Origin of the sequence: Mesorhizobium erdmanii USDA 3471 (genome assembly GCF_000472705.1) — a bacterium.
In the GTDB taxonomy this organism is placed as follows: domain Bacteria; phylum Pseudomonadota; class Alphaproteobacteria; order Rhizobiales; family Rhizobiaceae; genus Mesorhizobium; species Mesorhizobium erdmanii.
Genome location: NZ_AXAE01000008.1, coordinates 263,585 through 287,204, shown reverse-complemented (window position 1 = coordinate 287,204; position 23,620 = coordinate 263,585). Strand labels below are relative to the sequence as shown.

Here is a 23,620-nt window from a genome sequence, read left to right as displayed (position 1 = left end):
TGTCAATCCTGCAGCACGCCGCCGGCGCCTTCCAGCGCCTCGCGGGTGTCGACATCGACGGATGCACCCTCGCCGATCTCGACATCGATGACGTCGAGCCCTTCGGCCTCGACCAGATGGCGCGCGCCGGTATCGCCTTCGAGATGAGCGATGGCCGGGAACAGCGAGCGTGGCAGAAGCACCGGGTTGCCGCGTTTGCCCTGATGCGAAGCGCGGACCACGGAATTGCCTCCGGCCTTGCGGAAGGCATCGATCAGCCGGTCCAGATCGTCAGACACGACGCCAGGCATATCTCCTAGAACAATCATCGCGCCGGCGGTGTCTTCAGGCAGATAGGCAATACCAGCTTTCAGCGAGGTGGACAGGCCATCGGCGAAATCCGGATTGTCGGCGAAGGTGACGTCGAGACCCGACAAAGCCGCGCACACCCGTTCGCGCTGATGGCCGGTGACGACGATCGTTCCCGACGTTTTCGAGCCGAGCGCGCGCTCGGCGGTGCGGCGCACCAGCGGCTTGCCGTCGAACAGCGCCATGAGCTTGTTCGGTCCGCCCATGCGGCTCGACCGGCCCGCCGCCAGAAGTACGATGGCGACCTTGAGCCGGCTTTTGGCCGGCAGCGGTTCGCGCGGCTGCGGCCGCGTCGGGATTTCCATCAGCAGCCCGCCGACCCCCATGCCGGCAATATCCTTAGCAGTGACGTCGAGCCCGGCAACAAGACGGTCGAGCACCCAGTCGAAGCCGTTTTCCTTAGGACTGCGCGCGCAGCCAGGCGCGCCGATAATGCGCTTGCCGGCCAGCGTTCCGAGCACCAGCAGATTGCCGGGATCGACCGGCATGCCGGCGCGGATGACAGTTCCACCCGCCATCTCGATCGCCGCCGGAACGACATCGGCGAAATCGCTCATCGCCGAGGCACCGAAGATGATCACCATGTCGTTGTCGCGCGCCAGCGAGGCGGCGGCTTGTGCCACCGGCGCGACCTCATGCGGCGTACGGCGCTCCGCCGTCAGCCTGCCGCCCGAGCGCGCCAGCCGCGCTTCGGTGACACGTAGCGTCTTGTCGAGTACGCCGGGCTTGATGCCCGGGAGCACCGTCTGGATGACCCCGACGCGCACCGGCTTGTAGGCGTTGACGGCAAAGATCTCACCGCCGGCGCAGATCCGCAGGACGGCTTCGACCACGGCGGAGGCGACCGCGAAGGGGATGATCTTCACCGTCGCGACCATCTGGCCTTTCTCGACCGGGGCATGCTGCGCCAGCGTGGCGATGGTGATGGCGGGATCGACGGCGTTGATGGCGTCGACGAGAGCCGCGCTGACCGTGAAGATGCCTGATGCATTGGCATGGAGATTGACCCGGCCGGTGGCGGCTGGCCTCGCCTCGATGCCGCTGAAAGTCATGCTCTCGGCAATTTGTTGCGCCGCGGCGTCCTCGCTGAGATCGTCCGGGGACAGCACTGCCGCAACGACCTGCGAGATGCCTGCCGTTTTGAGTATGGCGACGTCGTCCGCGCTCAGCCGGTGCGCCTTGCGAAAACGTTTTTCGCCGGCGGTGGTGGCATGTGCCAGCACCGCGCCTTCGGCGGTTTCAATTGGGATGGGACCGAATTTCACGCCACGGCGCCTTTCGCATCGAGGCCGCGCGAACGGAAGGCGTAGATGGTCTGCGCCAAAATGGCTACGGCGATCTCGGCGGGGCTCGCGGCGCCGATGTCGAGCCCGATCGGCGCGTGGATGCGGGCGATCCGGTTGGCGCTCGCGCCCAGCGCCAGCAGGCGTTCGACGCGCTTGGCATGCGTCTTTCTGCTGCCGAGCGCCCCGACATAGAAGCAATTCGCATCGAGGGCCGCCTTCAGCGCGAAATCGTCGATCTTCGGGTCATGGGTTACGGCGGCAAGCGCGGTGTAGCTGTCGAGCGGCTGGCGCTTCAATACGTCTTCCGGCCACTCGGCATGCAAGGCGACATCGGGAAAACGATCCGGTGTGGCAAAGGCGGTGCGCGGATCGATGATTTCGAGGGGGTAACCGGCGATTTTCGCCATCGGCGCCAGCGCCTGGCTTATATGGACAGCGCCGATCACCACCAGGCGCGGCTGCGGCAGATGCGCGTTGAGAAAAAAGGTCCGCCCTTCCGCCTGGACCGAACCGGAATTGCCCGATCGGAATGCCTTGGCGATCGCCGCTCCAAGATCGCCGGCGACCTGGTCACCCTCGCGCACGACACGATCGCGGCCATCACCGAGATCGGTGACGAGGATCGCCGCGCGGCGGGCGCGGCGTTCGGTATTGAGCGTCTTCAGTGCATAAGGATCCATGGTTCAGCCTAGTCTTTCAACATAGACTTTGATACGGCCGCCACAGGACAGGCCGACCTGCCAGGCGGTTTCATCGGCAACACCGAATTCCAGCATCCTGGCTTTGCCGGAGCCGATCACGTCGACCGCCTCGCTCACCACCGCACCCTCGACGCAGCCCCCCGACACCGATCCGTGGAAATTGCCTTCGGAGTCGATGACCAGGTGGCTGCCGACCGGTCTCGGCGCCGACCCCCAGGTCTCGACCACGGTCGCGATAGCGACATCCTTGCCATCCTTCATCCAGCCTTCCGCGATGATCAGCGGATCGCGAGCCTCGTCGAGATAAATGTTGTCGCTCATCGTTGCTTCTCTCAGGGTCTGTTTTCCAGGGAGCCGAGAAAACATATGGCTATGCGGCGTGCCTGGCGCCAGCGTCCATCCACCGTCGCGGGTCTACCGAACGCGCCGACTGCTTGTCCAGCGAGGCGCAGAGGTCGGCGAGCGCGTCGAGATTGTGCACCGAACGGAATTCGTCGACATGCGGCAGCATCGCCTTGACGCCACGGGCGCGGGCCTGAAAACCGTCGAAGCGCAGCAAGGGATTGAGCCAGATCAGCCGCCGGCAGGATTTGTGCAGCCGCTCCATCTCTCCCGCGAGGCCAGCGACATCGTCGCGCTCCAGACCGTCGGTGATCAGAAGCACGACCGCGCCCTGCCCCAGCACGCGCCGCGACCATATCAGATTGAACTCGGCGAGCGTGTCGCCAATGCGCGTGCCGCCCGACCAGTCCTTGACCACCGCCGAGCAGTCGGCGAGGGCGGCATCGGGATCGCGATGGCGCATCTGCCGGGTCAGGTTGGTCAGCCGGGTGCCGAAGACAAAGGTGTGCACGCGGCGGCGTTTTTCCGTGAGCGCATGCAGGAAATGCAGGAAGATACGTGTGTACTGGCTCATCGAACCGGAAATGTCGGCCAGAACCACCAGCGGCGGATGGACTTCGCGGGCCGAGCGGAATTTCGGCAGGATCAATTCGCCGCCGGTGCGCGCCGCCTGGCGCATCATGGCGCGCGGGTCGATGCGGCGGCCATGCGCATCGGCCTTGAAGCGGCGGGTCCGCACCATGTCGAAAGGCAATCGCAGCGCGGCGATGGCCTTCTTGGCATCGGCCATCTCGGCGGCGTTCATCTGGGCAAAGTCCTTGCCCCGCAACACCTCGTTGCCGGAAAAGGTGAAGCGGGCATCGACCTCGATCTCGGGGACCTCCTGGGGTGGCTGGTTCTTCTGGTGGCCCTCGAACATCGCCTGGTTGACGCGGTTTTCGGCCGCGCGCGGCTTCTGCTTCTCCCTGGCGTCCGGCGCCATCGGTGAAAACATCGCCAGCAGTTTCTCGATCAGTTCGCGCGATTTCCAGAACAGCCGGAACGCTTCGTCGAAAGTCGGGTGGTCCTCATGCCTGGACACCAGCACCGCGTGCAGCGTCCAGTAGAAATCGTCGCGTGAGCCAATCCCGGCGGCTAGCACCGCCTCGATGGCATCCTTGACGGAAGCCGGCCCGACCCGCATGCCTGCCTTGCGCAAGGTACGGGCGAAATAGACGATGTTGTCAGCGATGCGTCCGTCCGCCGTCGCCTCTCTGGGGTCGGCCTCTCCCGGCGCCTTCATTGCCGCTACTCCGCCGCCGCGAGCTCGGCCTTGACCTCGTCGAGGATGCGCCGGCCCTCGCCCGCGCCGATGCGGGCAATGTCGTCCTGGTATTTCAATAGCACGCCGATCGTGTCGGATACGGTCTCCGGATCGAGAGCTACCTTGTCGAGTTCTGTCAGCGCGCCGGCCCAGTCTATCGTTTCCGCGACTCCCGGCACCTTGAACAGCTCGATCTGGCGCAGTTTCTGGATGAAGGAGACCACCTCCGCCGAAAGCCGCTGGTTGGCCTGCGGCACCTTGCGTCGCACGATCTCCAATTCGCGCTCGGCATTGGGATAATCGACCCAGTGATAGAGGCAGCGCCGCTTCAACGCGTCGTGGATCTCGCGGGTACGGTTGGTGGTGATGATGACGATGGGCGGTTCTTCCGCCTTGATGGTGCCGAGCTCCGGCACCGTCACCTGATAGTCGGAAAGGATTTCGAGCAGGAACGCCTCGAACGCCTCGTCGGTGCGGTCGAGCTCGTCGATCAGGAAGACAGGGGCGGAACCCGTCTTGCCGGTCAGCGCATCGAGCACAGGGCGGCGGATCAGGTATTTTTCGGAGAAGACGTTGCGCTCCATGGCGGAGCGGTCGACCTTGCCGGCCGCTTCCTCCATTCGGATCTCGATCATCTGCGCGGCGTAGTTCCACTCGTAGACGGCTGAGGAAACATCGAGCCCCTCATAGCATTGCAGGCGGATCAGCCGGCGGCCAAGCGCCTGTGCCAGCACCTTGGCGATTTCGGTCTTGCCAACACCGGCCTCGCCCTCGAGGAACAATGGCCGGTTCATCCGCAGCGACAGAAAGAGCACGGTCGCCAGCGACCGGTCCGCCACATAGTCCGCGCCGGTCAGGAGATCGAGCGTCTCGTCGATCGTCCGCGGAACGGGGCGCGGTTTCTGCTCGGTCATTCTTTCTCCGTGAACGCCGCCGCTCCGCTGTCGAGGACATGGTAGCCGCGGGCGTGATAGATCAGCGGCCGCAAATTATCGCCCATACGCAAGCCTGTCACCTTGCCAAAAAGCACACGATGGGTGGCCAGGTCCTTGGTGTCGATCAGTTCGCAGTCGAACACCGCGAGTGCACCCTTCAGCGTCGGCGCACCGGTTGAAATCACATCCCACTCGCCGAGCGCGAAACGCTCTTCAAGCGACAGGCCGGTGATACCGGAAAAACCGATCGACAGCGGCTCCTGGTGCGAGGCCAGCGTGTTCAGGGCAAATCGGCCGTTTTTCACGAACAACTCGTTCTTGGCATTTTCACGGTTGAGACAGACCAGAATGGTCGGCGGCGTATCCGACACCGAACAAGCGGCGATCACCGTCGTGCCACGCTTGCCCGCCGGCCCGTCTGTGGTGACCACATGGACGTGGCCGGCAAAATGGCTCATCGCGTCGCGATAGGCCTGCGGCCCAATGTCATTCTTCTTCAGCACCGGAGATTGTCCATAGCCAGAACCCTACCGCTATATATGGCGACATACGACATGCCACAAGCGAAGTGCTTGACCCATATCCCCAAATTCGCGTGTTGCACCAAGGCCGGGCAGCCTTTAGGTCTTGGCGGGAATTGGTGCCCGCGCAATTCTTCGCGGGCTTGGAGGAACTCTTCGGCAGCATGCGACCCGGGACAACGATATCCGCCGCGCTGGCCTGGTTGTTCCTCGCCGGCGCAGCCAGCGCACAGACGCTCACGATCGGCGTCGTCGCCCCCTTGTCGGGACCGTCGGCCATCCTCGGGAAGCAAATCGAGGCCGGTGCCGGGCTGGCAGCGCAGGCGAACGGCATCGAATTCAAGACCGAGGATGACGCCTGCACATCAGATGGCGGGGCCGCCGCGGCCAGGGACTTCGCCGCAGCCAAGGTTAGTATCGTCGTCGGCTTTCTGTGCACGGAAGCGATCGAGGCAGCGATGCCGATCCTCAAGGATGCCAACATTCCGGTCATCACCGTCGGCGTGCGTACGGAAAGCCTCACCGACCGCCGCGCCAAGACCGGCTGGCCGGTCTATCGGCTGGGGCCGCGCGGCGACGATGAGCGCAACGCGGTAGCCGCTACCCTCACCCGCCTGTGGCAGGACGATCTGTTCGCCATCATCGACGACGGCACCATTTACGGCCGCGAAATGGCCGAGACGTTTCGCGCCGCCGCCGAGCAAGCGGCGCTCAAGCCGGTGTTCGTCGATACGTTCCGGCCGCAACTCGACAACCAGATCGGGATGATCGGCCGGCTGAAGAAGGCCGGCGCCACGCATGTCTTTGCCGGCGGCGACGGCGACGACATTTCCATTATGGGCCGCGATGCCGCACAGCTCCAGGCCGGCATCGTCTTTGCCGGCGGTGAAAATCTGCGCACGCCGCCCGGCGACGTGCCGTATGCGACGGGGACGCTGATGATAGCGCCGCCCGAATGGGCCGAAGCCGCCGACGCAAAAGTGCTGCAAAGCTTCTCCGCGCAGAAAATCGTGCCGGACGGCTACGCGCTGCCGGCCTATGCGGCGGTCGAGATCGCCAAGGCAGCGTTAGCCTTGTCATCGGGCAAGCCGCTGACCGAGGCGCTGACAGGTCACGACTACCCCACGGCGATCGGGCCGATCCGCTTCGATGCCAAGGGCGACCTCAGCCGGAGCATCTACCGCGTCTTCCGCTTCGACGGCACCCGCTTCGTGCCCCTGGACAGCAATTGATGTTCCGCACCGGTCCGCGCAATCTGATCACCGACGTTGCCGGACTGCGCGTCGGCAATTCTTCCGACGTCGCCTTGAAGTCCGGCGTGACGACGGTGCTTTGCGACGAGCCGGCGGTGGCCGGGGTCCAGATCCTGGGCGGCGCGCCGGGCACGCGCGAAACGGACCTGCTCGAACCGCACAATTTGGTCGAGGCGGTCCATGCGGTGGTGCTGTCAGGCGGTTCGGCTTTCGGCCTTGACGCCGCGTCCGGTGTGCAGGCGGCGCTGCGCGAGCGCGGCATCGGCTTCGAGGTGGGCGGCTTTCGCGTGCCGATCGTGCCGGCGGCGATTCTGTTCGACCTGCGCAATGGGGGAGCCAAGGATTGGGGCCGTTATCCCCCTTACCGCGACCTCGGCTATGAGGCAGCGCAATCCGCCGCCACCGAGTTCCAGCTCGGCACGGCGGGTGCAGGCACCGGTGCGCTGACCTCGGGACTGAAGGGCGGCCTCGGTTCCGCCTCGACGCTGCTCGATAATGGCGTCACCATCGGTGCGCTGGCCGCCGTCAACCCGACGGGATCGGTGACCGTCGGCCGCACCCGCCATTTCTGGGCGGCCCCCTTCGAAATCGGCGATGAGTTCGGCGGGCTCGGTTATCCCTCGCCGATGCCGTACGATGCCGCGGAGATCTTGCTGAAATACCGCGACAAGCGGGCAGGCAGGCAGATGGAAACCGGCGGCAACACCACCATCGCGGTCATCGCGACGGATGCCGTTCTAACCAAGGCGGCGGCAAAACGCCTGGCGATGTCGGCGCATGACGGCTTCGTGCGCGCCATCTGGCCGACGCACACCCCGGCGGACGGCGATCTGGTGTTCGCTCTGGCGACGGGAACGAGCGGTATTCGGCTCGAAGCCGACGCCGCAATCGACGTCTACGCCGCGGCTGGCGCAACCATGGCGCGCGCCATCAGCCGCGGCGTTTTTGCCGCGACGCCAGCCGACAATGACCTGTTCCCGGTCTGGTTGGCGCGTCGTTAATCTCTTTGGTTTAGTACAATCCCAAGGGAAAACGCTACGCGGTTTACCGGGAAAGCCGTTTCACACCTTCCTGGAATAGCTTCGATCAGGTCGGATCGGATTTTTCTTCCTCGAACGTCACCGCGACATCGGAATTCGCCGACAGCCACACCTTCTTGCCGTCGACCTCGGCAACCAGGGCCAGAGGAATGTAATGGTGATGGCCTTTGTGAGCACCCTCGCCGCTGTCGGCCTTGGTCAGCTTGATGCGCTGGCCGTCGACCTTGTCGACAGTGCCGACATGCACGCCATCGGCGCCGACGACTTCCATATGCTCACGAATTTTGCTGGTGTCGGTCATGGTGGTTCTCCATTGGGACTGCCGACAATAACAGATGACGGGCCGATTGGATGCATTGGCTTTTGACCGGCACGACGTTTTGATTTCGTCGTGCCAGAGCAGTCCCGTTTCACGGAAACGGCGCCTTGCTCAATCTCTTTGTTTGATGCAATTCCCATGGGAGCGCTACGCGTCTTTCCCGGAAAGCCGTTTCACACTTTTTCCTGGAATTGCTTTAGGGATTGCAACGACCCCGGCTGCCGGAGAGAAGAACCGATGCGAATGCTTTTCCTGTTTGTCGTTTCCCTGGCCGCACAGCTTGCGGCGTCGATCGCCGCCCAGGCCGGCGACGTCGCCGAGCTCGAAATCCTCGGCTTCAGCAAGGGCGGCGGCGTCTTCGCCTTCGAAGAGTATGGCATCCAGGACGGGTCGGGCTTTCCCTATGCCAACCGCTATTACATCGACACGAGCAATGACAGCTTTCTCAAGGGCACGCCAATCAAGGTCCGGCTCGACGACGAGAATGCGACTCTCGGCACTGCCCGCCTCCAGGCCCGGCAGAAAGGCGAAACCATCGTCAGCCAGGCCGAACTCAACGCCAATCGCGGCATCACAGCGGGTTTCAACCCGGTGACCGAGCTTTCGGCTGATCCGCACCGGATGGCGGTCAATCCGCGGCCGATCTTTTCTCCGGTCGACCAGCCGCTCGAGTTCCGGCTGGACGAGCTCGGCATGAACAACACCGAGGGCTGCGAGAGCCAGGGCGAGATCAATGGCTTCCGGCTGTTGCGCATCGAAGCGCAGGATGGAGGCACCACCAGACTTCTGCATGAGGATAAGTCGATCCCCAAGAGCCGCGGCTGCCCGAACACCTACCGCATCGGCGCGGTGCAGACATTCTCGATGGACAGCCTCAGCGCCTATGCGGTGCTGATCGCGGTGCGCCAATATGGCTTCGAAGGGCCGGATTTTCGCTGGATTGCCGTGACCGGCCGCCTGTGACATCGCACCCCGCCACACCCAGCCGCAATTTGAACTATCTCCGCCGCGCCTTGCCAGGGTGGCGCGTAGCGCTTTTTGGATCGCTCTTGTGGGCCGTGGCCATGGGTGCCAGTGCGCTGGTCAACCTGTTGCTGGACAATTGGGTGACGCCGGACAAGATCCGCACGGTGTCGCTGCTGTTTGCGGGCGGCGGCGCCCTGGCCTTTCCGGTCGGCGTGTTCGCGGCACGGCTGGTCTCACTCGCAAGAGGCCCGGAGGTCGCCTTCGCTTCGGCGATGGTGTGCCTTGCCGCCGCGACGATCGGGCTGACAGCCGGGCTCTATGCCTTGCAATACCGATCCTACTATGCCGAATGGCATGCACCCGTCTTCACCCTCACCTGGGGGTTTCAGCTCGCCTTTACGATGGCGGTGGCGCTCTACCAGTTCGTGGTGCTGGGTATCAGGCTCTATTTTCCGCTCGGTTTCATCGCCTTGGCTGCCGTCAGCCTCTGGTTTACGCAGCAGTGGCGTTGAGCATTTTGTCCGCCTCTGTTAGGACGCGGGCTAACCCAGAGCGGTTCAGCGTTTGGCAGAACCGCCGAACCGCTCTAACTCCTTTTTTCGCAATTCCGGACGGAAAACCGCTGCACACTTTTCCTGGAATTGCCCTAGACACATCAGGACTGACCGATGATCCCTCGCTATTCCCGACCGGAAATGGTCGCCATCTGGTCGCCGGAAACCCGGTTTCGCATCTGGTTCGAAATCGAGGCCCATGCCTGCGACGCGCTGGCCGAACTCGGTGTCATCCCGAAGGAAGCGGCGAAGACCATCTGGGAAAAGGGCGGTGCCGCGAAATTCGACGTCGAGAAGATCGACGAGATCGAGCGCGTCACCAAGCATGACGTCATCGCCTTCCTGACCCATCTCGCCGAATTCGTCGGACCGGACGCGCGTTTCATCCACCAAGGCATGACGTCTTCGGATGTTCTCGACACCTGCTTTGCCGTCCAGCTTACGCGCGCCAGCGATATCCTGCTCGCCGACATCGATGGCCTGCTTGCCGCGCTCAAGCGCCGCGCCTTCGAGCACAAGGACACCGTCACCATCGGCCGCAGCCACGGCATTCATGCCGAACCGACAACCTTCGGCATCAAGCTGGCGCAGGCCTATGCCGAATTCTCGCGCTGCCGCGAGCGGCTGGTGCATGCGCGGGAGGATATCGCCACCTGCGCCATTTCCGGGGCGGTCGGCACCTTCGCCAACATCGAGCCTTACGTCGAGGAGCACGTCGCGGCAAAGCTCGGGCTGAAGCCGGAGCCAGTATCGACGCAGGTCATCCCGCGCGACCGCCATGCCATGTTCTTTGCCACGCTCGGCGTCGTCGCCTCGTCGATGGAACGGCTGGCGACCGAGATCCGGCATCTGCAGCGCACCGAGGTGCTGGAAGCGGAAGAGTATTTTTCGCCCGGCCAGAAAGGCTCGTCGGCGATGCCGCACAAGCGCAATCCGGTGCTGACGGAAAACCTCACCGGCCTTGCCCGCATGGTGCGCTCCATGGCGCTGCCGGCAATGGAGGATGTGGCGCTCTGGCATGAGCGCGATATCTCGCACTCCTCGGTCGAGCGCATGATCGGGCCGGACGCCACTGTGACGCTCGATTTCGCGCTGTCACGGCTGACCGGCGTCGTCGACAAACTGGTCGTCTATCCCGAGAACATGTTGAAGAACATGAACAAGTTCCGCGGCCTGGTGCATTCGCAGCGCGTCATGCTGGCACTGACGCAAGCTGGCCTGTCGCGCGAGGACTCCTACCGGCTGGTGCAGCGCAACGCCATGAAGGTGTGGGAGCAAGGCGCTGATTTTCTTGAGGAACTTTTGGCCGACAAGGAAGTGACCGCTGCCCTGCCGGAGGCGGAAATCCGCGAGAAATTCGACCTTGGCTACCACACCAAGCATGTCGACACGATCTTCAGGCGGGTGTTCGGGGAAGCCTGATCTTCCTTCTCCCCGTTTTACGGAGAGAAGGAAGCTGTGTCTGCGCCCAAATCAGGCCTTGCCCGGCACGGTCCTGATCACTGTGCCCCACGGATCCTCGCGGGTGATCTCACCGGCCACATTGTCCGAACGCATCTCGACCCAGGCGAGGCCCGAACGGGCCGGGTCGCGGCGCCCGGCGCCGGCGCTTTGCCAGGCATTGGCGCCGATGTGGTGGTGGTAGTGGCCGGACGACAGGAACACGGCCTGGCCACCATATTTGGCCACCGTGTCGAAGCCGAATTCCTGGTTCCACCAGGCCTCGGCTTCTTCCGGCCTGCCGACACGCAGATGGACGTGGCCGACAATGCTGTTTTCCGGCGCGCCCTGCCAGCCCGCATCGCCGGCCGGCACTTCGCCGACGACAGCAGGAACGTTCATCCGCTCTGTCGCCATGGCGACCTTGTCGCCGTTCCACTTCCAGTCCCGCGGATTACGGTCGGCATAGATCTCGATGCCGTTGCCTTCAGGATCGGTCAGGTACAGCGCTTCGCTGACCAGATGGTCCGAAGCGCCCTCGATGGCGATCTTGTCCGATATTGCATGGTTGATCCAGCGGCCGAGATCGGCGCGGCTGGGCAGCAGGAAGGCCGTGTGGAACAGGCCGGCGCTGCGCGGATCGTCCGGCTTGGCGGAAGCATCCGGCTCGAGCACCAGCAGGGGACGGCTGCCAGCGCCCAGGGTGATCGCGCCATCGGCACGGCTCAATTCCTGCAGGCCGACGACCCTGCGGTAATAGGCGGCGAGGCCTTCGGTATCACGCGCCTTCAGCCCGACGCGGGCAACGCTCACCGGCCTGGTGGCGGCAAATGGCAGTTCGCTCATCATTGTCTCCGTTGCGGCAACGCTTGATGAAGCTCCCAATGCCAGGAGCCCGGCGCCGCCGATCATTGTACGTCGTGTCAGCGCCAAAATCGCGGTCCTCCACGGCTGTTTCTCTCCCGACGATAGATCGTCCATCGCGATTGTTCACACAAGACGGCAAAAAGCGAACATGGTGTTCACCGTTATGCGCAGAAGCTTGTCCGTCGACGGTTGCATGAGGCAATCGCGCTCGCTATCTCAGCGCCATGAAAGTCAAAGACACAGATATCCTGATCGTTCCGGGTTACACCAATTCGGGGCCAGAGCATTGGCAGACCCGTTGGCAGTCGAAACTGTCGACGGCAAGGCGTGTCGAGCAGGCGGAGTGGTCGAAGCCGGTGCGCGAGGACTGGACGGCGAGCGTTGCCAAAGCGGTCAACGAAGCCGAGCGGCCGGTCGTCATCGTCGCGCATTCGCTGGGCGTCGCCGCAGCCGTGCAGGCCATTCCACAATTCGTCAAGCCGGTGGCTGGCGCCTTCTTCGTGGCGCCGCCCGACGTCGCCAACCCAGAAATCAGGCCACGGCACCTGATGACGTTCGGCCCCTACCCGCGCGACCCGCTGCCTTTTCCGTCGATCGTGATCGCCAGCCGCAACGACCCGTTCTGCGCCTTCGATGTCGCGGAGGACATTGCCGGCGCTTGGGGATCGCTGTTCATCGATGCTGGCGAGACCGGCCATCTCAACCAGGATTCAGGCTTCGGCCCCTGGCCCGAAGGATCGATGACCTTCGCCAAGTTCCTGACGGACCTGTGATACGGACCCAAAGTCGGCGCAGAGAATTCCCGAAGAAACCGTCGAGTTCCGATAAACAATAAATTAAGGTGACTCGCGATAATTTCATGACGCGCAGCGAACACTTTTCGTCGTGCGTACATATTCAATATTGCTAAAGAAAAATTCCTCACGCTCAAAACGAAGGCAAGCGCTTGCGCAAGGACGCTTCACTCGAATTCTTGAGAGGTGTCGCAGCGCTGGTCGTTCTGAGTGGGCATACTTTGCGTGCTTTTGCGCCGTCGGCGGAGGGTGCAGCGGGTGCCGCGCAATCCCTCAAGACAAGTCCAGGTTTCATCGCCTTCAATGGCGGCTCCGCCGTCTACTTGTTTTTCGTCCTTTCGTCCTACGTGCTCGTCGGCCGTTATTTCCAATCGCGCAAGGCGCAGGACTTGCTGTTGGGTGCGATAAAGCGCTTGCCGCGTTTGGCCGGACCCGTGCTTGTCGCGGTCCTCGCATCCTGCGCGATCTTCAAGCTCGATCTGTATTTCTTCGAGGATGCGGCCGCGGTCACCCAATCCGGGTGGCTTGGCGGATTCGGCAATGCCACGAAGGTGCTGTCGCCGGAGACAGCGAGTTTCGCCGACGCGTTCCTGCAAGGGGCCTGGCGGACGTTCATCTACGGCGACAAATACTATGACAGCAGCCTGTGGACCATGACGGTCGAGTTCTGGGGCAGCATGCTGACCTTCGCCCTCGCCCCGATCTTCTTTTTCCTCCGAGATCGCTGGGCATTGTTCTCATGGTTTTGCATCGCAACAGGCGTGTTCCTGGCACTGCAAGCCAGTTTCTTCTTTTGTGCCTTTCCGGCCAGCCTGCTGCTCTATCCGCTTCTCGCCCTGGGATTTCGCCCGAATTGGTGGGTGCGAGGTGCCATGGTGACGATCTCCCTGGCCTTGCTGGGTTATGCGGGGGATGCCGTCGGCATATACCGCCCCTTTGCCGTGCTCGAGACCACGGTCTCGGATGATGTCGGCCTGCGGCAAGCCTGCGTGGCCATCCCGGCGAGCATCATGTTGGTCTATGCGGTGCTGAGTGCGGATCAGCCGCCATCATGGCTCTCGGGCAAGACGGCACGTTTCCTCGGCGACCTCTCGTTCCCCCTCTACCTGGTGCATGTACCTGTTATCTGCTCACTGGCTTCATGGGTCCTGTTGGTCAGCGGTTCCGCCGCTCTCGGCGCCGCCGCAGCCATACTGGGTTCGCTCCTCGCGGCATTGCCGCTGATGGCCTTCAACAACTGGTGGGTCCGAGCGCTCGGCGCCCTGTTCAACAGGCTGAGGCGCGACGGCACGCTCGCCGCGACACCTGCCGCGGCGAGCGCCTGAGCATCCGGGGCTGTGACGATCGTTCGCCCTGCCGGAACTCAGGATCCGATCGAGTCCCGTATGCCCTTCAGCAGGGTTTTTGCCCCCAGCGAAATCAGCGCATGCTCGGATCCGGTGGCGAGCAGGCGATAGCCCATCGACACGACGCGGCCTGCAATCGCCGGCTCGACGACATAGATCGCGGCATGCTTGCCGGCCTTGCGGGTGCGCTCGGCGACCGATGCTATCGTCTCCATCATGCTTTCAAGCGTCGAATTGACGATCTCACCGTTGCTCCAGGCGATCGAGAAATCAGAGGGCCCGAGGAAAATGCCGTCAATGCCCGGCGTGTCGAGAATGCCGTCGAGCGCGTCAAGCGCGGCACGCGTCTCGACCATGGCGAAGGCCATGGTGCGCTGATTGGCGTCACGCAGCCATTCGGCATAGTCGCCCTTGCCGTGGCGCGGAAAAGCATAGGTCGGCCCCCACGAGCGCTCGCCAAGCGGCGGATATTTCATCGCCGCTGCGAACAGCTTTGCGTCGGCCACCGAGTTCACCATCGGCGCGATGACCGCCTCGGCCCCGAAATCGAGCGCCCGGCTCGCCATGTCGAAACGGCCAACCGGGATGCGCACCAACGCCGGCTTGTTGGCGGCAAGCACGGGCATCAGACCGCGCAGCACGCTGTCCTCGTGATGGCCGCCATGCTGCATGTCGAGCGTGACGGCATCGAAGCCCTGTTTGGCGAGGATTTCGACGGTCAGCGCGTCCGGCACGCCCGACCAGGCGGTGACCAGCGTTTCATCAGCGGCAAGGCGGGACTTCAGTGACATCTAATCTCTTTCCTCGTTAACGTCGCATCGGCCCGAGAACCGGATCGATCTTCGGAGATGCAAAAACGCGAATGGCGCTAGCGTCCTTTGTGCGCCCGAAAGGGCGCACGCCGCTCCAATGCAGTTTCAGCCGGAAACCAAGGCAAAGGCAAAGAAAAACCGCCCGGCTTGGCCGGGCGGTCGATTGGTCCAGTCATCCTTTTGCGGAACCTGCTTCTCTTTTGTTTGTCGCAGGTTCCGTCGTAAAACCGTGGGACGCTTTTGCGGAAGCTGCTCCGGCCGGGATCAGGTGTTCTTGATCTGCTCGATCGCCTGCGCCATCAGTTCGTCCATAGTGCGACGGATCTGATGGTCCGACTGCTCGATACCGGCGGCATCGAAATCCTTGCGGATCTTGCGGAACACGTCGTGATCGCCGGCTTCCTCGATATCGGAAACAACGACTTCCTTGGCATAGGCGTCGGCGTCGACGCCCGACTTTCCGAGCTTTTCGGCGGCCCACAGGCCGAGCGCCTTGTTGCGGCGCGCCGAAGCCTTGAACCGGAGCTCCTCGTCGAATGCAAATTTGCGCTCGAAGCCCTCTTCGCGGTCTTTCATGCTGCTCATGGCGTCCCTCCGGGTCAAATCCGATTCGTTGGCAAGGTGATATGTGTGTTGCCAAAGCACAAACCAAAAGGTCGCGAGCCGGTCAATACGCTTCGTCATATGCTGCGCTGCGGCATTTCAGTCCCGAAAGCGGTTGATTGGAAGGATTTGCCGATTGAGCAAACGATGTGATTGGGATAGACCCGGCATTGAACCCCGCCGTCGCCGCACTAATTTAGGCGGACGGACAGGAACTGGTCGCTTGCCGCCTGCCCGCAAATCCAGAGAAAAAATCAGATGAAAAATCGCCGCCGCATTTATGAAGGCAAGGCCAAGATCCTCTATGAGGGACCGGAACCCGGTACCCTGATCCAGTTCTTCAAGGACGACGCGACCGCGTTCAACAAGAAGAAGCACGAGGTCATCGACGGCAAGGGTGTGCTCAACAACCGCATTTCCGAGTACATTTTCAATCATTTGAACCGCATGGGCATTCCGACCCACTTCATCCGCCGGCTCAACATGCGCGAGCAGTTGATCAAGGAAGTCGAGATCATCCCGCTCGAAGTGGTGGTGCGCAATGTCGCCGCCGGCTCGCTGTCGAAGCGCCTCGGCATCGAGGAAGGCACTGTTCTGCCGCGCTCGATCATCGAATTCTATTACAAGGCCGATGCGCTCGACGATCCGATGGTGTCGGAAGAACATATCACCGCCTTCGGCTGGGCAAGCCCGCAGGAGATCGACGACGTCATGGCGCTGGCCATCCGCGTCAACGACTTCCTTTCCGGTCTGTTCATGGGCGTCGGCATCCAGCTCGTCGACTTCAAGATCGAGTGCGGCCGCCTGTTCGAGGGCGACATGATGCGCATTGTCGTCGCCGACGAGATTTCGCCGGATTCCTGCCGCCTGTGGGACGTGGCGACGCAGGATAAGCTCGACAAGGACCGTTTCCGCCGCGACATGGGCGGCCTGGTCGAAGCCTACCAGGAAGTCGCCCGCCGCCTCGGCATCATGAACGAGAACGAGCCGCCACGCCCGACCGGCCCGGTGCTTGTCGCCTCGACCGACGGCCTCAAGGGCAAACCGCACTAACCGAGAATTGGAACAGGAACCTGCCCAGCATGATCAAGGCCCGCATTACCGTCACCCTCAAGAACGGCGTCCTCGACCCGCAAGGCAAGGCGATCGAACACGCACTGTCCGGCCTGGGCTTCGACGGCGTCGGCGCGGTGCGGCAAGGCAAGGTGTTCGATGTCGAACTGGCGGAAAGCGACAAGGCCAAGGCCGAGGCCGACCTGAAAGCCATGTGCGACAAGCTGCTGGCGAATACGGTCATCGAGAATTACGCGGTGGAGATCGCCTGATATGAAATCAGCCGTCGTCCTCCTGCCTGGTCTCAACCGCGACCGCGACATGATCGCGGCGCTGACCAAGATTTCGGGCAAACCGCCGGTCACCGTCTGGCAGACCGATACCGAAATCCCCGATGTCGACCTCATCGCCATTCCTGGCGGCTTTTCCTTCGGTGATTATCTGCGCTGCGGCGCGATAGCCGCACGCATGCCGGTGATGCGGGCGGTCGCCGAAAAGGCCGCCAAGGGCGTTATGGTGATCGGCGTCTGCAACGGTTTTCAGATTCTGGTCGAGGCCGGCCTGCTGCCGGGCGCGCTTATGCGCAACACCTCGCTGAAGTTCGTCTGCCGGCAGGTCAAGCTCGAGATCACCAACGCCAACACGATGTTCACCCGCCGTTATCGGCCGGGCCAGATCATCCGCTCGCCAGTGGCGCACCATGACGGCAACTACTTCGCCGACGCCGAAACCCTTGCCCGCCTCGAAGGCGAAGGCCAAGTGGTGTTCCGCTATGCGGAAGGGACCAATCCCAACGGTTCAATCAACGACATTGCCGGCATCATCAACGAACAGGGCAATGTGCTTGGGCTGATGCCGCATCCCGAAAACCTGATCGAGGCTGCTCACGGCGGCAGCGACGGTCGTGCGCTCTTCGAAGGCGCTTTGGGCATTGCCGCTTGAAGTTTGCAGCCGCAACCTTAAGAATTGCGGTGATTCAAAATGATAATTTCAGGGAGAGACGGTCATGAAACTCTATTCGCGGCCGTTGTCGCCCTACTCATCGATCGTGCGGGCGCTGGCCTATATCAAGGACGTGCCGCTCAAGATCATGGCCCCGCCGCCGGGCTTTCCGATCCCCGAAGAATTTCGTGCCATCTCGCCGATGAACCGGATCCCGGTGCTGATCACCGGCTCGGGTGAAACCATCGTCGAATCGGTGGTCATCGCCGAATATCTCGAGGAGCGGTTTCCGGAGCCGGCGCTGCTGCCGCCCGATTCCAAGGATCGCGCGCTGGTGCGCATGTTTGCCCGCATCACCGATCTCGACGTGCTGACGCCGATGATGAAGCTTTTCGAGCTGCATTTCGTGCCGAAGCGCAACAATGCCGAGATCGACGCCCAGTTCGTCCGCCTGCACCACGGGCTGGCGGCGATCGAGGCGCGCATGGCGCAAGGCCCCTTCGCGCTCGGCAACGACATCAGCTTCGCCGATGCCTGGCTGACGCCAACGCGGTTCATCTTCAACAATTTCCGGGCCATGACTGGCCGCGCCGACCTGCTCGACGCCTATCCCAAATTCGATGCTTATGAACAGATCGCATCGCAGCATCCGGCTCTGTCGCGCGTATGGGGCGAGATGACCGACGGCCTGAAAATCTTCCTGTCCGAACTCGAGATGGGTGCCGCTTGATCAAGAGCAAGACAATTGTACTCGTCGCCGCGGCAGGCTTTGCCCTGGCGTCGTGCCAATCGAGCCCGAAGAGCACGCCGGTGCCCTCGGGCAAGAGTGCCGCGCTGCTGGCAATGGAACAGGTGGCGATTTCAGCCCACAAATGCTGGATCGCCAGCAAGGACCCGGCCTTCAAGCAGTATCAGATGGCAAACGAGCTGAATTCGTACAGCGGCACGCCGCGTTTCCTCTTGGTGCCGGCCAAGCACTATGGCGGCAAGCCGTTGCTGGTCGTCCAGGCGCAAGGCAATTCGAGCCGCGTCGATGTGTTCGGACCACTGATGAACGATGCGCTCGGTGCGCGCATCGGCTCCGACATTGCCCGCTGGCAAGCCGGCAATCCGGCCTGCGCCGCGACCGCCTGACCATGGGTCGCTTCCTGCAGGTGGTGGGCCTGGCCGTCGGTCTGGCCGGCCTCGTCCTGCAGTTTAGCATTACCATTCCGGCGTCGATGGAGGCTGGGCGCAGCCTGCTCGGCTCGGTCGTCTTCTACTTCAGCTTCTTCACCATCCTGACCAATATCGGCGCGGTGCTGGTGCACACCTCGCTGCTCTCGTCAACCGGCTATGCGTGGCTGCCGGCCTTCGCCGCCCCCCGGATGCGAGCGGGTCTCGCGGTTTCGATCACTGTGGTCTGCATCGTCTATGCCACGGTCCTGGCGCGCCTCTGGCAGCCGCAGGGCCTGTTCCTGCTCTGCGACGTCCTGCTGCATTATGTGGCGCCGGTGCTGTTCGTGCTATGGTGGCTGACGGCAGGCGCCGACGGCAGAACGAGATGGAGCGACATTTCCTGGTGGGTGCTCTATCCCATCGCCTATCTGGCCTATGCGCTGGCGCGGGCGCCGATCGCCGGCGAGGTGCCCTACCCCTTCCTTGACGTCGCCAAGAACGGCGCAGCCAGTGTCGCCATTGCGGCGCTGGCCATCATGACGCTGTTCCTGGTGATCTGCGTCGTCGCCGTTTTTATCGATCGCGGCATCGGGGCCAGACGCGTGCGTTAAGCTGGTCTCTAGTCCCACAAACGCCTAATGCCCTCGCGATGAGCATCGCAGCGGGAAATGCCGATATCCTTGAGCTGATCGTCGGTCATCTCCAGCAATGCCAGCCGGCTGCGCCGACGCTCCAGCAAATGGTCGAGCCATCGTGCCAGCGACCTGACCACGCGCACCAGGCGGCCGACAAAGCCGCGCTGGCCGGACGGGCGCAGGGCCTCGCCGGGAAACGCGGCCCTTGCATGATGGATTGTCGCGATTGTATCCATTTTCTTCCTACCAAATGTCGCAATTGCACCCTTTTGGCGCGCGACTGACATGTATTGACTCATCTTTCGGTGCAATATAGAAAATTGTCACCATGACAAATTGGCTTCCAGATCTGACAGCGGGCGCCGGGCCGCTTTATCAACGCCTTGCAGATTCGGTCGAAGCGGGCATCGACAAGGGCGTGATCGGCGCCGGAACGAAACTGCCGCCGCAGCGCGACCTCGCCTACGACATTGGCACCACCGTCGGGACGGTCGGCCGGGCCTATCAATTGCTGCGCGAGCGCGGCCTGGTGAGCGGCGAAGTCGGCCGTGGAACCTATGTGCTCGGCCAGCCCGCCGGCGGCGTGAAGCCGGAAGCGCCCGACGTCGGCATGGAAGGCACGCGCTACGTCGATGCGCCACAAGACAAGCTGCGTTTCGACAGCACAGCCGCGCCCGATGTCGGCCAGGGCGTCATTATCGCCGATGTGCTGTCGCGCACCGCGCAGGATCACCCCCATGAAATCTCGAGCTATACGCGCGATTTCCCTGGGCGCTGGTACGAAGCCGGCGCCCGCTGGCTGTCGCGCAACGCCTTCCGCCCGGCCGCCGACAGCATCGTTCCGACGCTCGGCACGCATGCCGCGGTAATGGCGGCGATCGCGGCACTGACCACGCCGGGCGATTATGTCGCCTTCGAACACCTGACCTATTCGCAGATCTCGCGCAGTGCCGGGTTGATCGGCCGGCGGACGACATTGGTGGCATCGGATGACGAAGGTCTCGACCCGGCCGACTTCGAGCGCGTCTGCGCGCAAAAACATCCCAGGATGATCTTCCTGATGCCGACGGCCAAAAATCCGACGCTGGTGACGCTGTCGGACGCGCGCCGCGAGGCGATTGCCGGCATAGCGCGCGAATACAATGTCGTCCTGGTCGAGGACGACCTTTACGGCAACCTTACCGACGACCCGACACCGTTGCTTGCCGAATTCGCGCCCGAACGCACCATCGTCGCCAGCGGCCTTTCGAAATCGGTGGCGGCCGGCGTGCGCGGCGGCTGGCTCTCCTGCCCTCCCGCCTATCGCCACCGCATCCGCGTCGCCCACAAGATGATGACCGGCGGCATGCCTTTCCTGCTCGCGGAGGTGAATGCCCGTCTGGTGCTGTCCGGCCAGGCCAGCGATATCCGCAAACGCAGCATCGCCGAAATCAGCGCCCGCATCGCGATCGTGCGCGACACTTTGGCCGGCTTCGCGTTCAAGTCACACGACAAGGTGCCCTTTGTCTGGCTGACTTTGCCCGACCCGTGGCTTTCCGGCACCTTCAAGAATGCCTGCCAGGAACACGGTGTGCTGATCGACGACGAGGACGAGTTCAAGGCCGGCCGCTCCGAGCAGGTCTTTCACGGCATCCGCTTCGGCGTTTCGCAGCCGAGGCATCGCGGGGATGTCGCCGACGGTGTTGCGGTCCTGCGGCGCCTTCTCGACGAGGGCCGTGCCGGCTACGACAGCTTCTCCTAGGGAGCCTAAGCTCGGCTCAGCCTTCGGCCTTGAAGTTGCGGGCTTCCTTCCTGGCCTTGTCCTTGCCGTGCTTTTTGGCCAGTTCCTTGGCCTGCCCAGGCGAAACGTCGGTGGTCTCCGCGATATGCATGGCCTCTTTATCCGAGAGGCGGTTGTCTTTCTTGCCTTGCTTGGTAGCCATGGTCCGTTCTCCTGAGTGATTGAAACCTAACGGCCGGCACATCGTGGCGTTCCATTGGGCCGTGCATTCCCCGTTGCGAAGGCCATCCCGGTCGTCACCTTGTGCTTTCTGTCTTTTTTCGTCGATCGACGGGTGTATCGGGTGCAAAGCTTGCGATAAGAGGGGACTCAAATCCCAACACTCCCATGGACACAAATCGCCGCCCATGACCATTTCCAATTCCGTGCCGATCACCCCCGAGCTCATTGCCGCCCATGGGCTGAAGCCGGACGAGTATCAGCGCATCCTCGATCTCGTCGGACGCGAACCTAGCTTTACCGAACTCGGCATCTTCTCGGCGATGTGGAACGAGCACTGTTCCTACAAATCCTCTAAGAAGTGGCTGCGCACGCTGCCCACCACGGGACCTCAGGTCATACAGGGGCCGGGCGAAAATGCCGGCGTGGTCGACATTGGTGACGGCGACTGCGTCGTCTTCAAGATGGAAAGCCACAACCACCCCTCCTTCATCGAACCCTACCAGGGCGCCGCGACCGGCGTCGGCGGCATTTTGCGCGACGTCTTCACGATGGGCGCCCGGCCCATCGCGGCAATGAACGCGCTGCGCTTCGGCGCGCCTGATCACCCCAAGACCCGGCATCTCGTCGCCGGCGTGGTTTCAGGCGTTGGCGGCTATGGCAATTCCTTCGGCGTGCCGACGGTCGGCGGCGAAGTCAATTTCGACGCCCGCTACAATGGCAACATCCTGGTCAACGCTTTTGCCGCGGGCCTCGCCAAAAGCAATGCCATCTTCCTGTCGGAAGCCAAGGGCGTCGGCCTGCCGGTCGTCTATCTGGGCGCCAAGACCGGCCGCGACGGCGTCGGCGGCGCCACCATGGCGTCCGCCGAATTCGACGACAAGATCGATGAGAAGCGCCCGACCGTGCAGGTCGGCGATCCCTTCACCGAAAAGTGCCTGCTGGAAGCCTGCCTCGAACTGATGGCCTCGGGCGCCGTCATCGCCATCCAGGACATGGGCGCGGCCGGCCTCACCTGTTCGGCGGTCGAGATGGGTGCCAAGGGCGACCTCGGCATCGAGCTAGACCTCGACAAGGTGCCGGTGCGCGAAGAGCGCATGAGCGCCTATGAAATGATGCTGTCGGAAAGCCAGGAGCGCATGCTGATGGTGCTGCGTCCCGAGAAGGAGAAGGAAGCCGAGGCGATCTTCCACAAGTGGGGCCTCGACTTCGCCATCGTCGGCAAAACCACCGACGATCTGCGTTTTCGCGTGCTGCATCAAGGCGATCAGGTCGCCGACCTGCCGATCAAGGACCTTGGCGACAAGGCGCCGGAATATGACCGGCCCTGGATCGAGCCGAAGAAGCCGGCGCCGCTGGCCGCAAATGACGTTCCGCAGGCCGATGTCGCCGATGCGCTGCTTAAACTGCTCGGCGGACCGGACCTGTCGTCGCGCCGCTGGGTGTGGGAGCAGTACGACACGCTGATCCAGGGCAATTCGCTGCAGCTTCCCGGCGGCGATGCCGGCGTGGTGCGGGTGGAAGGCCATGCGACCAAGGCGCTCGCCTTCTCGTCCGACGTGACGCCGCGCTATTGCGAGGCCGATCCCTATGAGGGCGGCAAGCAGGCGGTGGCCGAATGCTGGCGCAATCTCACCGCCACCGGCGCGCTGCCGCTGGCGGCGACCGACAACCTCAATTTCGGCAATCCCGAACGGCCCGAGATCATGGGCCAGCTGGTCGGCGCGGTAAAAGGCATTGGCGATGCCTGCCGCGCGCTCGGCTTCCCGATCGTGTCGGGCAATGTTTCGCTCTACAACGAAACCAATGGCCAGGGCATTCTGCCGACGCCGACGATCGGCGGCGTCGGGCTGATATCAGACTGGTCAAAGATGGCGCGGATCGGCTTTGCCGCAGAGGGTCAAATGATCCTGCTGGTCGGCGCACCGGCGACATGGGGCAGCCATCTCGGCCAGTCCGCCTATTTCAGAGACATCCATGGCCGTACCGACGGACCGCCGCCACCTGTCGACCTCGCGCATGAAAAGCGCGTTGGCGACCACGTGCGCGCGCTGATCGCGTCGGGCGTGGTGACAGCGGCGCATGATCTTTCCGACGGCGGTCTTGCCGTGGCGCTGGCCGAAATGGCGATGGCATCCGGCATTGGAGCCACCATTCCGGGTCTGGCCGGCACCGACCCGATCCCGGTCTGGTTCGGCGAGGACCAGGGCCGCTATCTCCTCACCCTGTCGCTCGACCCGCAGAGCAAGGAATGGGACGCCATCCGCGAGGACCAAAGCAAGCTGGGCATCTTCGCGCCGTGGATCGGCTCGACCGGCGGCGACGCTCTGAAGCTCGGCGACGCCAGGGCCATCCCGGTCGGCGACTTGACCGCGGCCCACGAAGGCTGGTTCCCCCGCTTCATGGATCAGGCCAGTTGACTGAAGCATGATCCCGAAAAGTGGAACCCGGTTTTCGGAAAAA

At 63.1% G+C, this 23,620-nt stretch carries 27 protein-coding genes; 15 read left to right on the top strand and 12 right to left on the bottom strand.

Annotated features, from left to right (window positions below; translation table 11 throughout):
* Positions 1-2: 2 nt before the first annotated feature.
* The 6 genes from A3AU_RS0104040 to A3AU_RS0104015 are packed head-to-tail and all read right to left on the bottom strand — an operon-like array spanning position 3 to position 5,418.
* Entirely contained in the window at positions 3-1,613 is a 1,611-nt protein-coding gene (locus A3AU_RS0104040; RefSeq protein ID WP_027051653.1) for an NTP transferase domain-containing protein, read from the bottom strand.
* Entirely contained in the window at positions 1,610-2,314 is a 705-nt protein-coding gene (locus A3AU_RS0104035) for an XdhC family protein (RefSeq protein ID WP_027051652.1), read from the bottom strand. The genes A3AU_RS0104040 and A3AU_RS0104035 overlap by 4 nt, the downstream gene beginning before the upstream one ends.
* A 3-nt stretch (positions 2,315-2,317) precedes the next feature.
* The gene (locus A3AU_RS0104030) at positions 2,318-2,656 is read right to left on the bottom strand and encodes an XdhC family protein (RefSeq protein WP_027051651.1); all 339 of its coding nucleotides are present in this window, start codon (positions 2,654-2,656) and stop codon (positions 2,318-2,320) included.
* A gap of 49 nt (positions 2,657-2,705) precedes the next feature.
* Entirely contained in the window at positions 2,706-3,959 is a 1,254-nt protein-coding gene (locus tag A3AU_RS0104025; protein WP_027051650.1) for a vWA domain-containing protein, read from the bottom strand.
* Between the two features lie 5 nt (positions 3,960-3,964).
* Positions 3,965-4,894, bottom strand: coding sequence for an AAA family ATPase (locus A3AU_RS0104020; RefSeq protein ID WP_027051649.1), 930 nt, complete (start codon positions 4,892-4,894; stop codon positions 3,965-3,967).
* The gene (locus tag A3AU_RS0104015) at positions 4,891-5,418 is read right to left on the bottom strand and encodes a flavin reductase (protein ID WP_027051648.1); all 528 of its coding nucleotides are present in this window, start codon (positions 5,416-5,418) and stop codon (positions 4,891-4,893) included. The genes A3AU_RS0104020 and A3AU_RS0104015 overlap by 4 nt, the downstream gene beginning before the upstream one ends.
* A gap of 182 nt (positions 5,419-5,600) precedes the next feature.
* On the opposite strand from A3AU_RS0104015, the gene A3AU_RS0104010 reads away from it, so the two are divergent.
* Together A3AU_RS0104010 and A3AU_RS0104005 are read left to right on the top strand one after the other, a co-directional pair.
* Positions 5,601-6,668 (top strand): branched-chain amino acid ABC transporter substrate-binding protein, encoded by a 1,068-nt coding sequence (locus A3AU_RS0104010; protein ID WP_027051647.1) that lies wholly within the window; start codon positions 5,601-5,603, stop codon positions 6,666-6,668.
* Positions 6,668-7,690, top strand: a complete 1,023-nt coding sequence (locus A3AU_RS0104005; RefSeq protein WP_027051646.1) for a P1 family peptidase — start codon at positions 6,668-6,670, stop codon at positions 7,688-7,690. The genes A3AU_RS0104010 and A3AU_RS0104005 overlap by 1 nt, the downstream gene beginning before the upstream one ends.
* A gap of 85 nt (positions 7,691-7,775) precedes the next feature.
* On the opposite strand, the gene A3AU_RS0104000 is transcribed toward A3AU_RS0104005, so the two are convergent.
* Complete coding sequence (locus tag A3AU_RS0104000) at positions 7,776-8,030, bottom strand: DUF2171 domain-containing protein (RefSeq protein ID WP_027051645.1); 255 nt, start codon at positions 8,028-8,030, stop codon at positions 7,776-7,778.
* Between the two features lie 255 nt (positions 8,031-8,285).
* Between A3AU_RS0104000 and A3AU_RS0103995 the strand changes: the two genes are divergently transcribed.
* The 3 genes from A3AU_RS0103995 (at position 8,286) to purB (ending at position 10,990) form a co-directional block, all read left to right on the top strand.
* On the top strand, positions 8,286-9,011 hold the full coding sequence (locus A3AU_RS0103995) for a DUF2259 domain-containing protein (RefSeq protein WP_027051644.1): 726 nt from the start codon (positions 8,286-8,288) through the stop codon (positions 9,009-9,011).
* A gap of 101 nt (positions 9,012-9,112) precedes the next feature.
* Positions 9,113-9,526 (top strand): hypothetical protein, encoded by a 414-nt coding sequence (locus A3AU_RS0103990; protein ID WP_418001060.1) that lies wholly within the window; start codon positions 9,113-9,115, stop codon positions 9,524-9,526.
* Between the two features lie 156 nt (positions 9,527-9,682).
* Entirely contained in the window at positions 9,683-10,990 is a 1,308-nt protein-coding gene (gene purB / locus A3AU_RS0103985) for an adenylosuccinate lyase (protein ID WP_027051642.1), read from the top strand.
* Between the two features lie 51 nt (positions 10,991-11,041).
* On the opposite strand, the gene A3AU_RS0103980 is transcribed toward purB, so the two are convergent.
* Positions 11,042-11,854 carry a VOC family protein gene (locus A3AU_RS0103980; RefSeq protein ID WP_027051641.1) on the bottom strand — a complete coding sequence of 271 codons (813 nt, stop codon included), beginning with the start codon at positions 11,852-11,854 and terminating at the stop codon, positions 11,042-11,044.
* 245 nt (positions 11,855-12,099) lie between these two features.
* On the opposite strand from A3AU_RS0103980, the gene A3AU_RS0103975 reads away from it, so the two are divergent.
* Both A3AU_RS0103975 and A3AU_RS0103970 read left to right on the top strand, forming a co-directional pair.
* Complete coding sequence (locus tag A3AU_RS0103975; protein ID WP_027051640.1) at positions 12,100-12,648, top strand: RBBP9/YdeN family alpha/beta hydrolase; 549 nt, start codon at positions 12,100-12,102, stop codon at positions 12,646-12,648.
* Positions 12,649-12,821: 173 nt separating this feature from the next.
* Entirely contained in the window at positions 12,822-13,994 is a 1,173-nt protein-coding gene (locus tag A3AU_RS0103970) for an acyltransferase family protein (protein WP_027051639.1), read from the top strand.
* A gap of 38 nt (positions 13,995-14,032) precedes the next feature.
* Here A3AU_RS0103970 and A3AU_RS0103965 read toward each other — a convergent pair whose 3' ends face one another.
* Positions 14,033-14,806, bottom strand: a complete 774-nt coding sequence (locus tag A3AU_RS0103965; protein WP_027051638.1) for an HpcH/HpaI aldolase family protein — start codon at positions 14,804-14,806, stop codon at positions 14,033-14,035.
* A gap of 285 nt (positions 14,807-15,091) precedes the next feature.
* Positions 15,092-15,412: a DUF1476 domain-containing protein gene (locus A3AU_RS0103960; protein WP_027051637.1), complete on the bottom strand. Its 321-nt coding sequence runs from the start codon at positions 15,410-15,412 to the stop codon at positions 15,092-15,094.
* Positions 15,413-15,688: 276 nt separating this feature from the next.
* Here A3AU_RS0103960 and purC point away from each other — a divergent pair, with 276 nt between their 5' ends.
* The 6 genes from purC (at position 15,689) to A3AU_RS0103930 (ending at position 19,194) form a co-directional block, all read left to right on the top strand.
* Positions 15,689-16,483, top strand: a complete 795-nt coding sequence (purC, locus tag A3AU_RS0103955; RefSeq protein WP_013532127.1) for a phosphoribosylaminoimidazolesuccinocarboxamide synthase — start codon at positions 15,689-15,691, stop codon at positions 16,481-16,483.
* Positions 16,484-16,512: 29 nt separating this feature from the next.
* Positions 16,513-16,755, top strand: coding sequence for a phosphoribosylformylglycinamidine synthase subunit PurS (gene purS, locus A3AU_RS0103950; RefSeq protein ID WP_027051636.1), 243 nt, complete (start codon positions 16,513-16,515; stop codon positions 16,753-16,755).
* A gap of 1 nt (position 16,756) precedes the next feature.
* Positions 16,757-17,425, top strand: coding sequence for a phosphoribosylformylglycinamidine synthase subunit PurQ (gene purQ / locus A3AU_RS0103945; protein ID WP_027051635.1), 669 nt, complete (start codon positions 16,757-16,759; stop codon positions 17,423-17,425).
* A gap of 64 nt (positions 17,426-17,489) precedes the next feature.
* Complete coding sequence (locus A3AU_RS0103940; RefSeq protein ID WP_027051634.1) at positions 17,490-18,155, top strand: glutathione S-transferase family protein; 666 nt, start codon at positions 17,490-17,492, stop codon at positions 18,153-18,155.
* Complete coding sequence (locus A3AU_RS0103935; RefSeq protein ID WP_027051633.1) at positions 18,152-18,559, top strand: hypothetical protein; 408 nt, start codon at positions 18,152-18,154, stop codon at positions 18,557-18,559. Before A3AU_RS0103940 ends, A3AU_RS0103935 begins: the two co-directional genes overlap by 4 nt.
* A 2-nt stretch (positions 18,560-18,561) precedes the next feature.
* Positions 18,562-19,194 (top strand): Pr6Pr family membrane protein, encoded by a 633-nt coding sequence (locus tag A3AU_RS0103930; protein ID WP_027051632.1) that lies wholly within the window; start codon positions 18,562-18,564, stop codon positions 19,192-19,194.
* A gap of 8 nt (positions 19,195-19,202) precedes the next feature.
* Here the strand turns inward: A3AU_RS0103930 and A3AU_RS0103925 are convergent, their stop codons facing one another.
* Positions 19,203-19,454 (bottom strand): DUF1127 domain-containing protein, encoded by a 252-nt coding sequence (locus tag A3AU_RS0103925; RefSeq protein WP_027051631.1) that lies wholly within the window; start codon positions 19,452-19,454, stop codon positions 19,203-19,205.
* 92 nt (positions 19,455-19,546) lie between these two features.
* Between A3AU_RS0103925 and A3AU_RS0103920 the strand changes: the two genes are divergently transcribed.
* Complete coding sequence (locus A3AU_RS0103920) at positions 19,547-20,959, top strand: aminotransferase-like domain-containing protein (protein WP_027051630.1); 1,413 nt, start codon at positions 19,547-19,549, stop codon at positions 20,957-20,959.
* Between the two features lie 16 nt (positions 20,960-20,975).
* Here A3AU_RS0103920 and A3AU_RS1000000139700 read toward each other — a convergent pair whose 3' ends face one another.
* Positions 20,976-21,140, bottom strand: coding sequence for a hypothetical protein (locus A3AU_RS1000000139700; protein ID WP_167335221.1), 165 nt, complete (start codon positions 21,138-21,140; stop codon positions 20,976-20,978).
* Between the two features lie 205 nt (positions 21,141-21,345).
* Between A3AU_RS1000000139700 and purL the strand changes: the two genes are divergently transcribed.
* Complete coding sequence (gene purL, locus A3AU_RS0103910) at positions 21,346-23,577, top strand: phosphoribosylformylglycinamidine synthase subunit PurL (protein ID WP_027051629.1); 2,232 nt, start codon at positions 21,346-21,348, stop codon at positions 23,575-23,577.
* Positions 23,578-23,620: the final 43 nt, after the last annotated feature.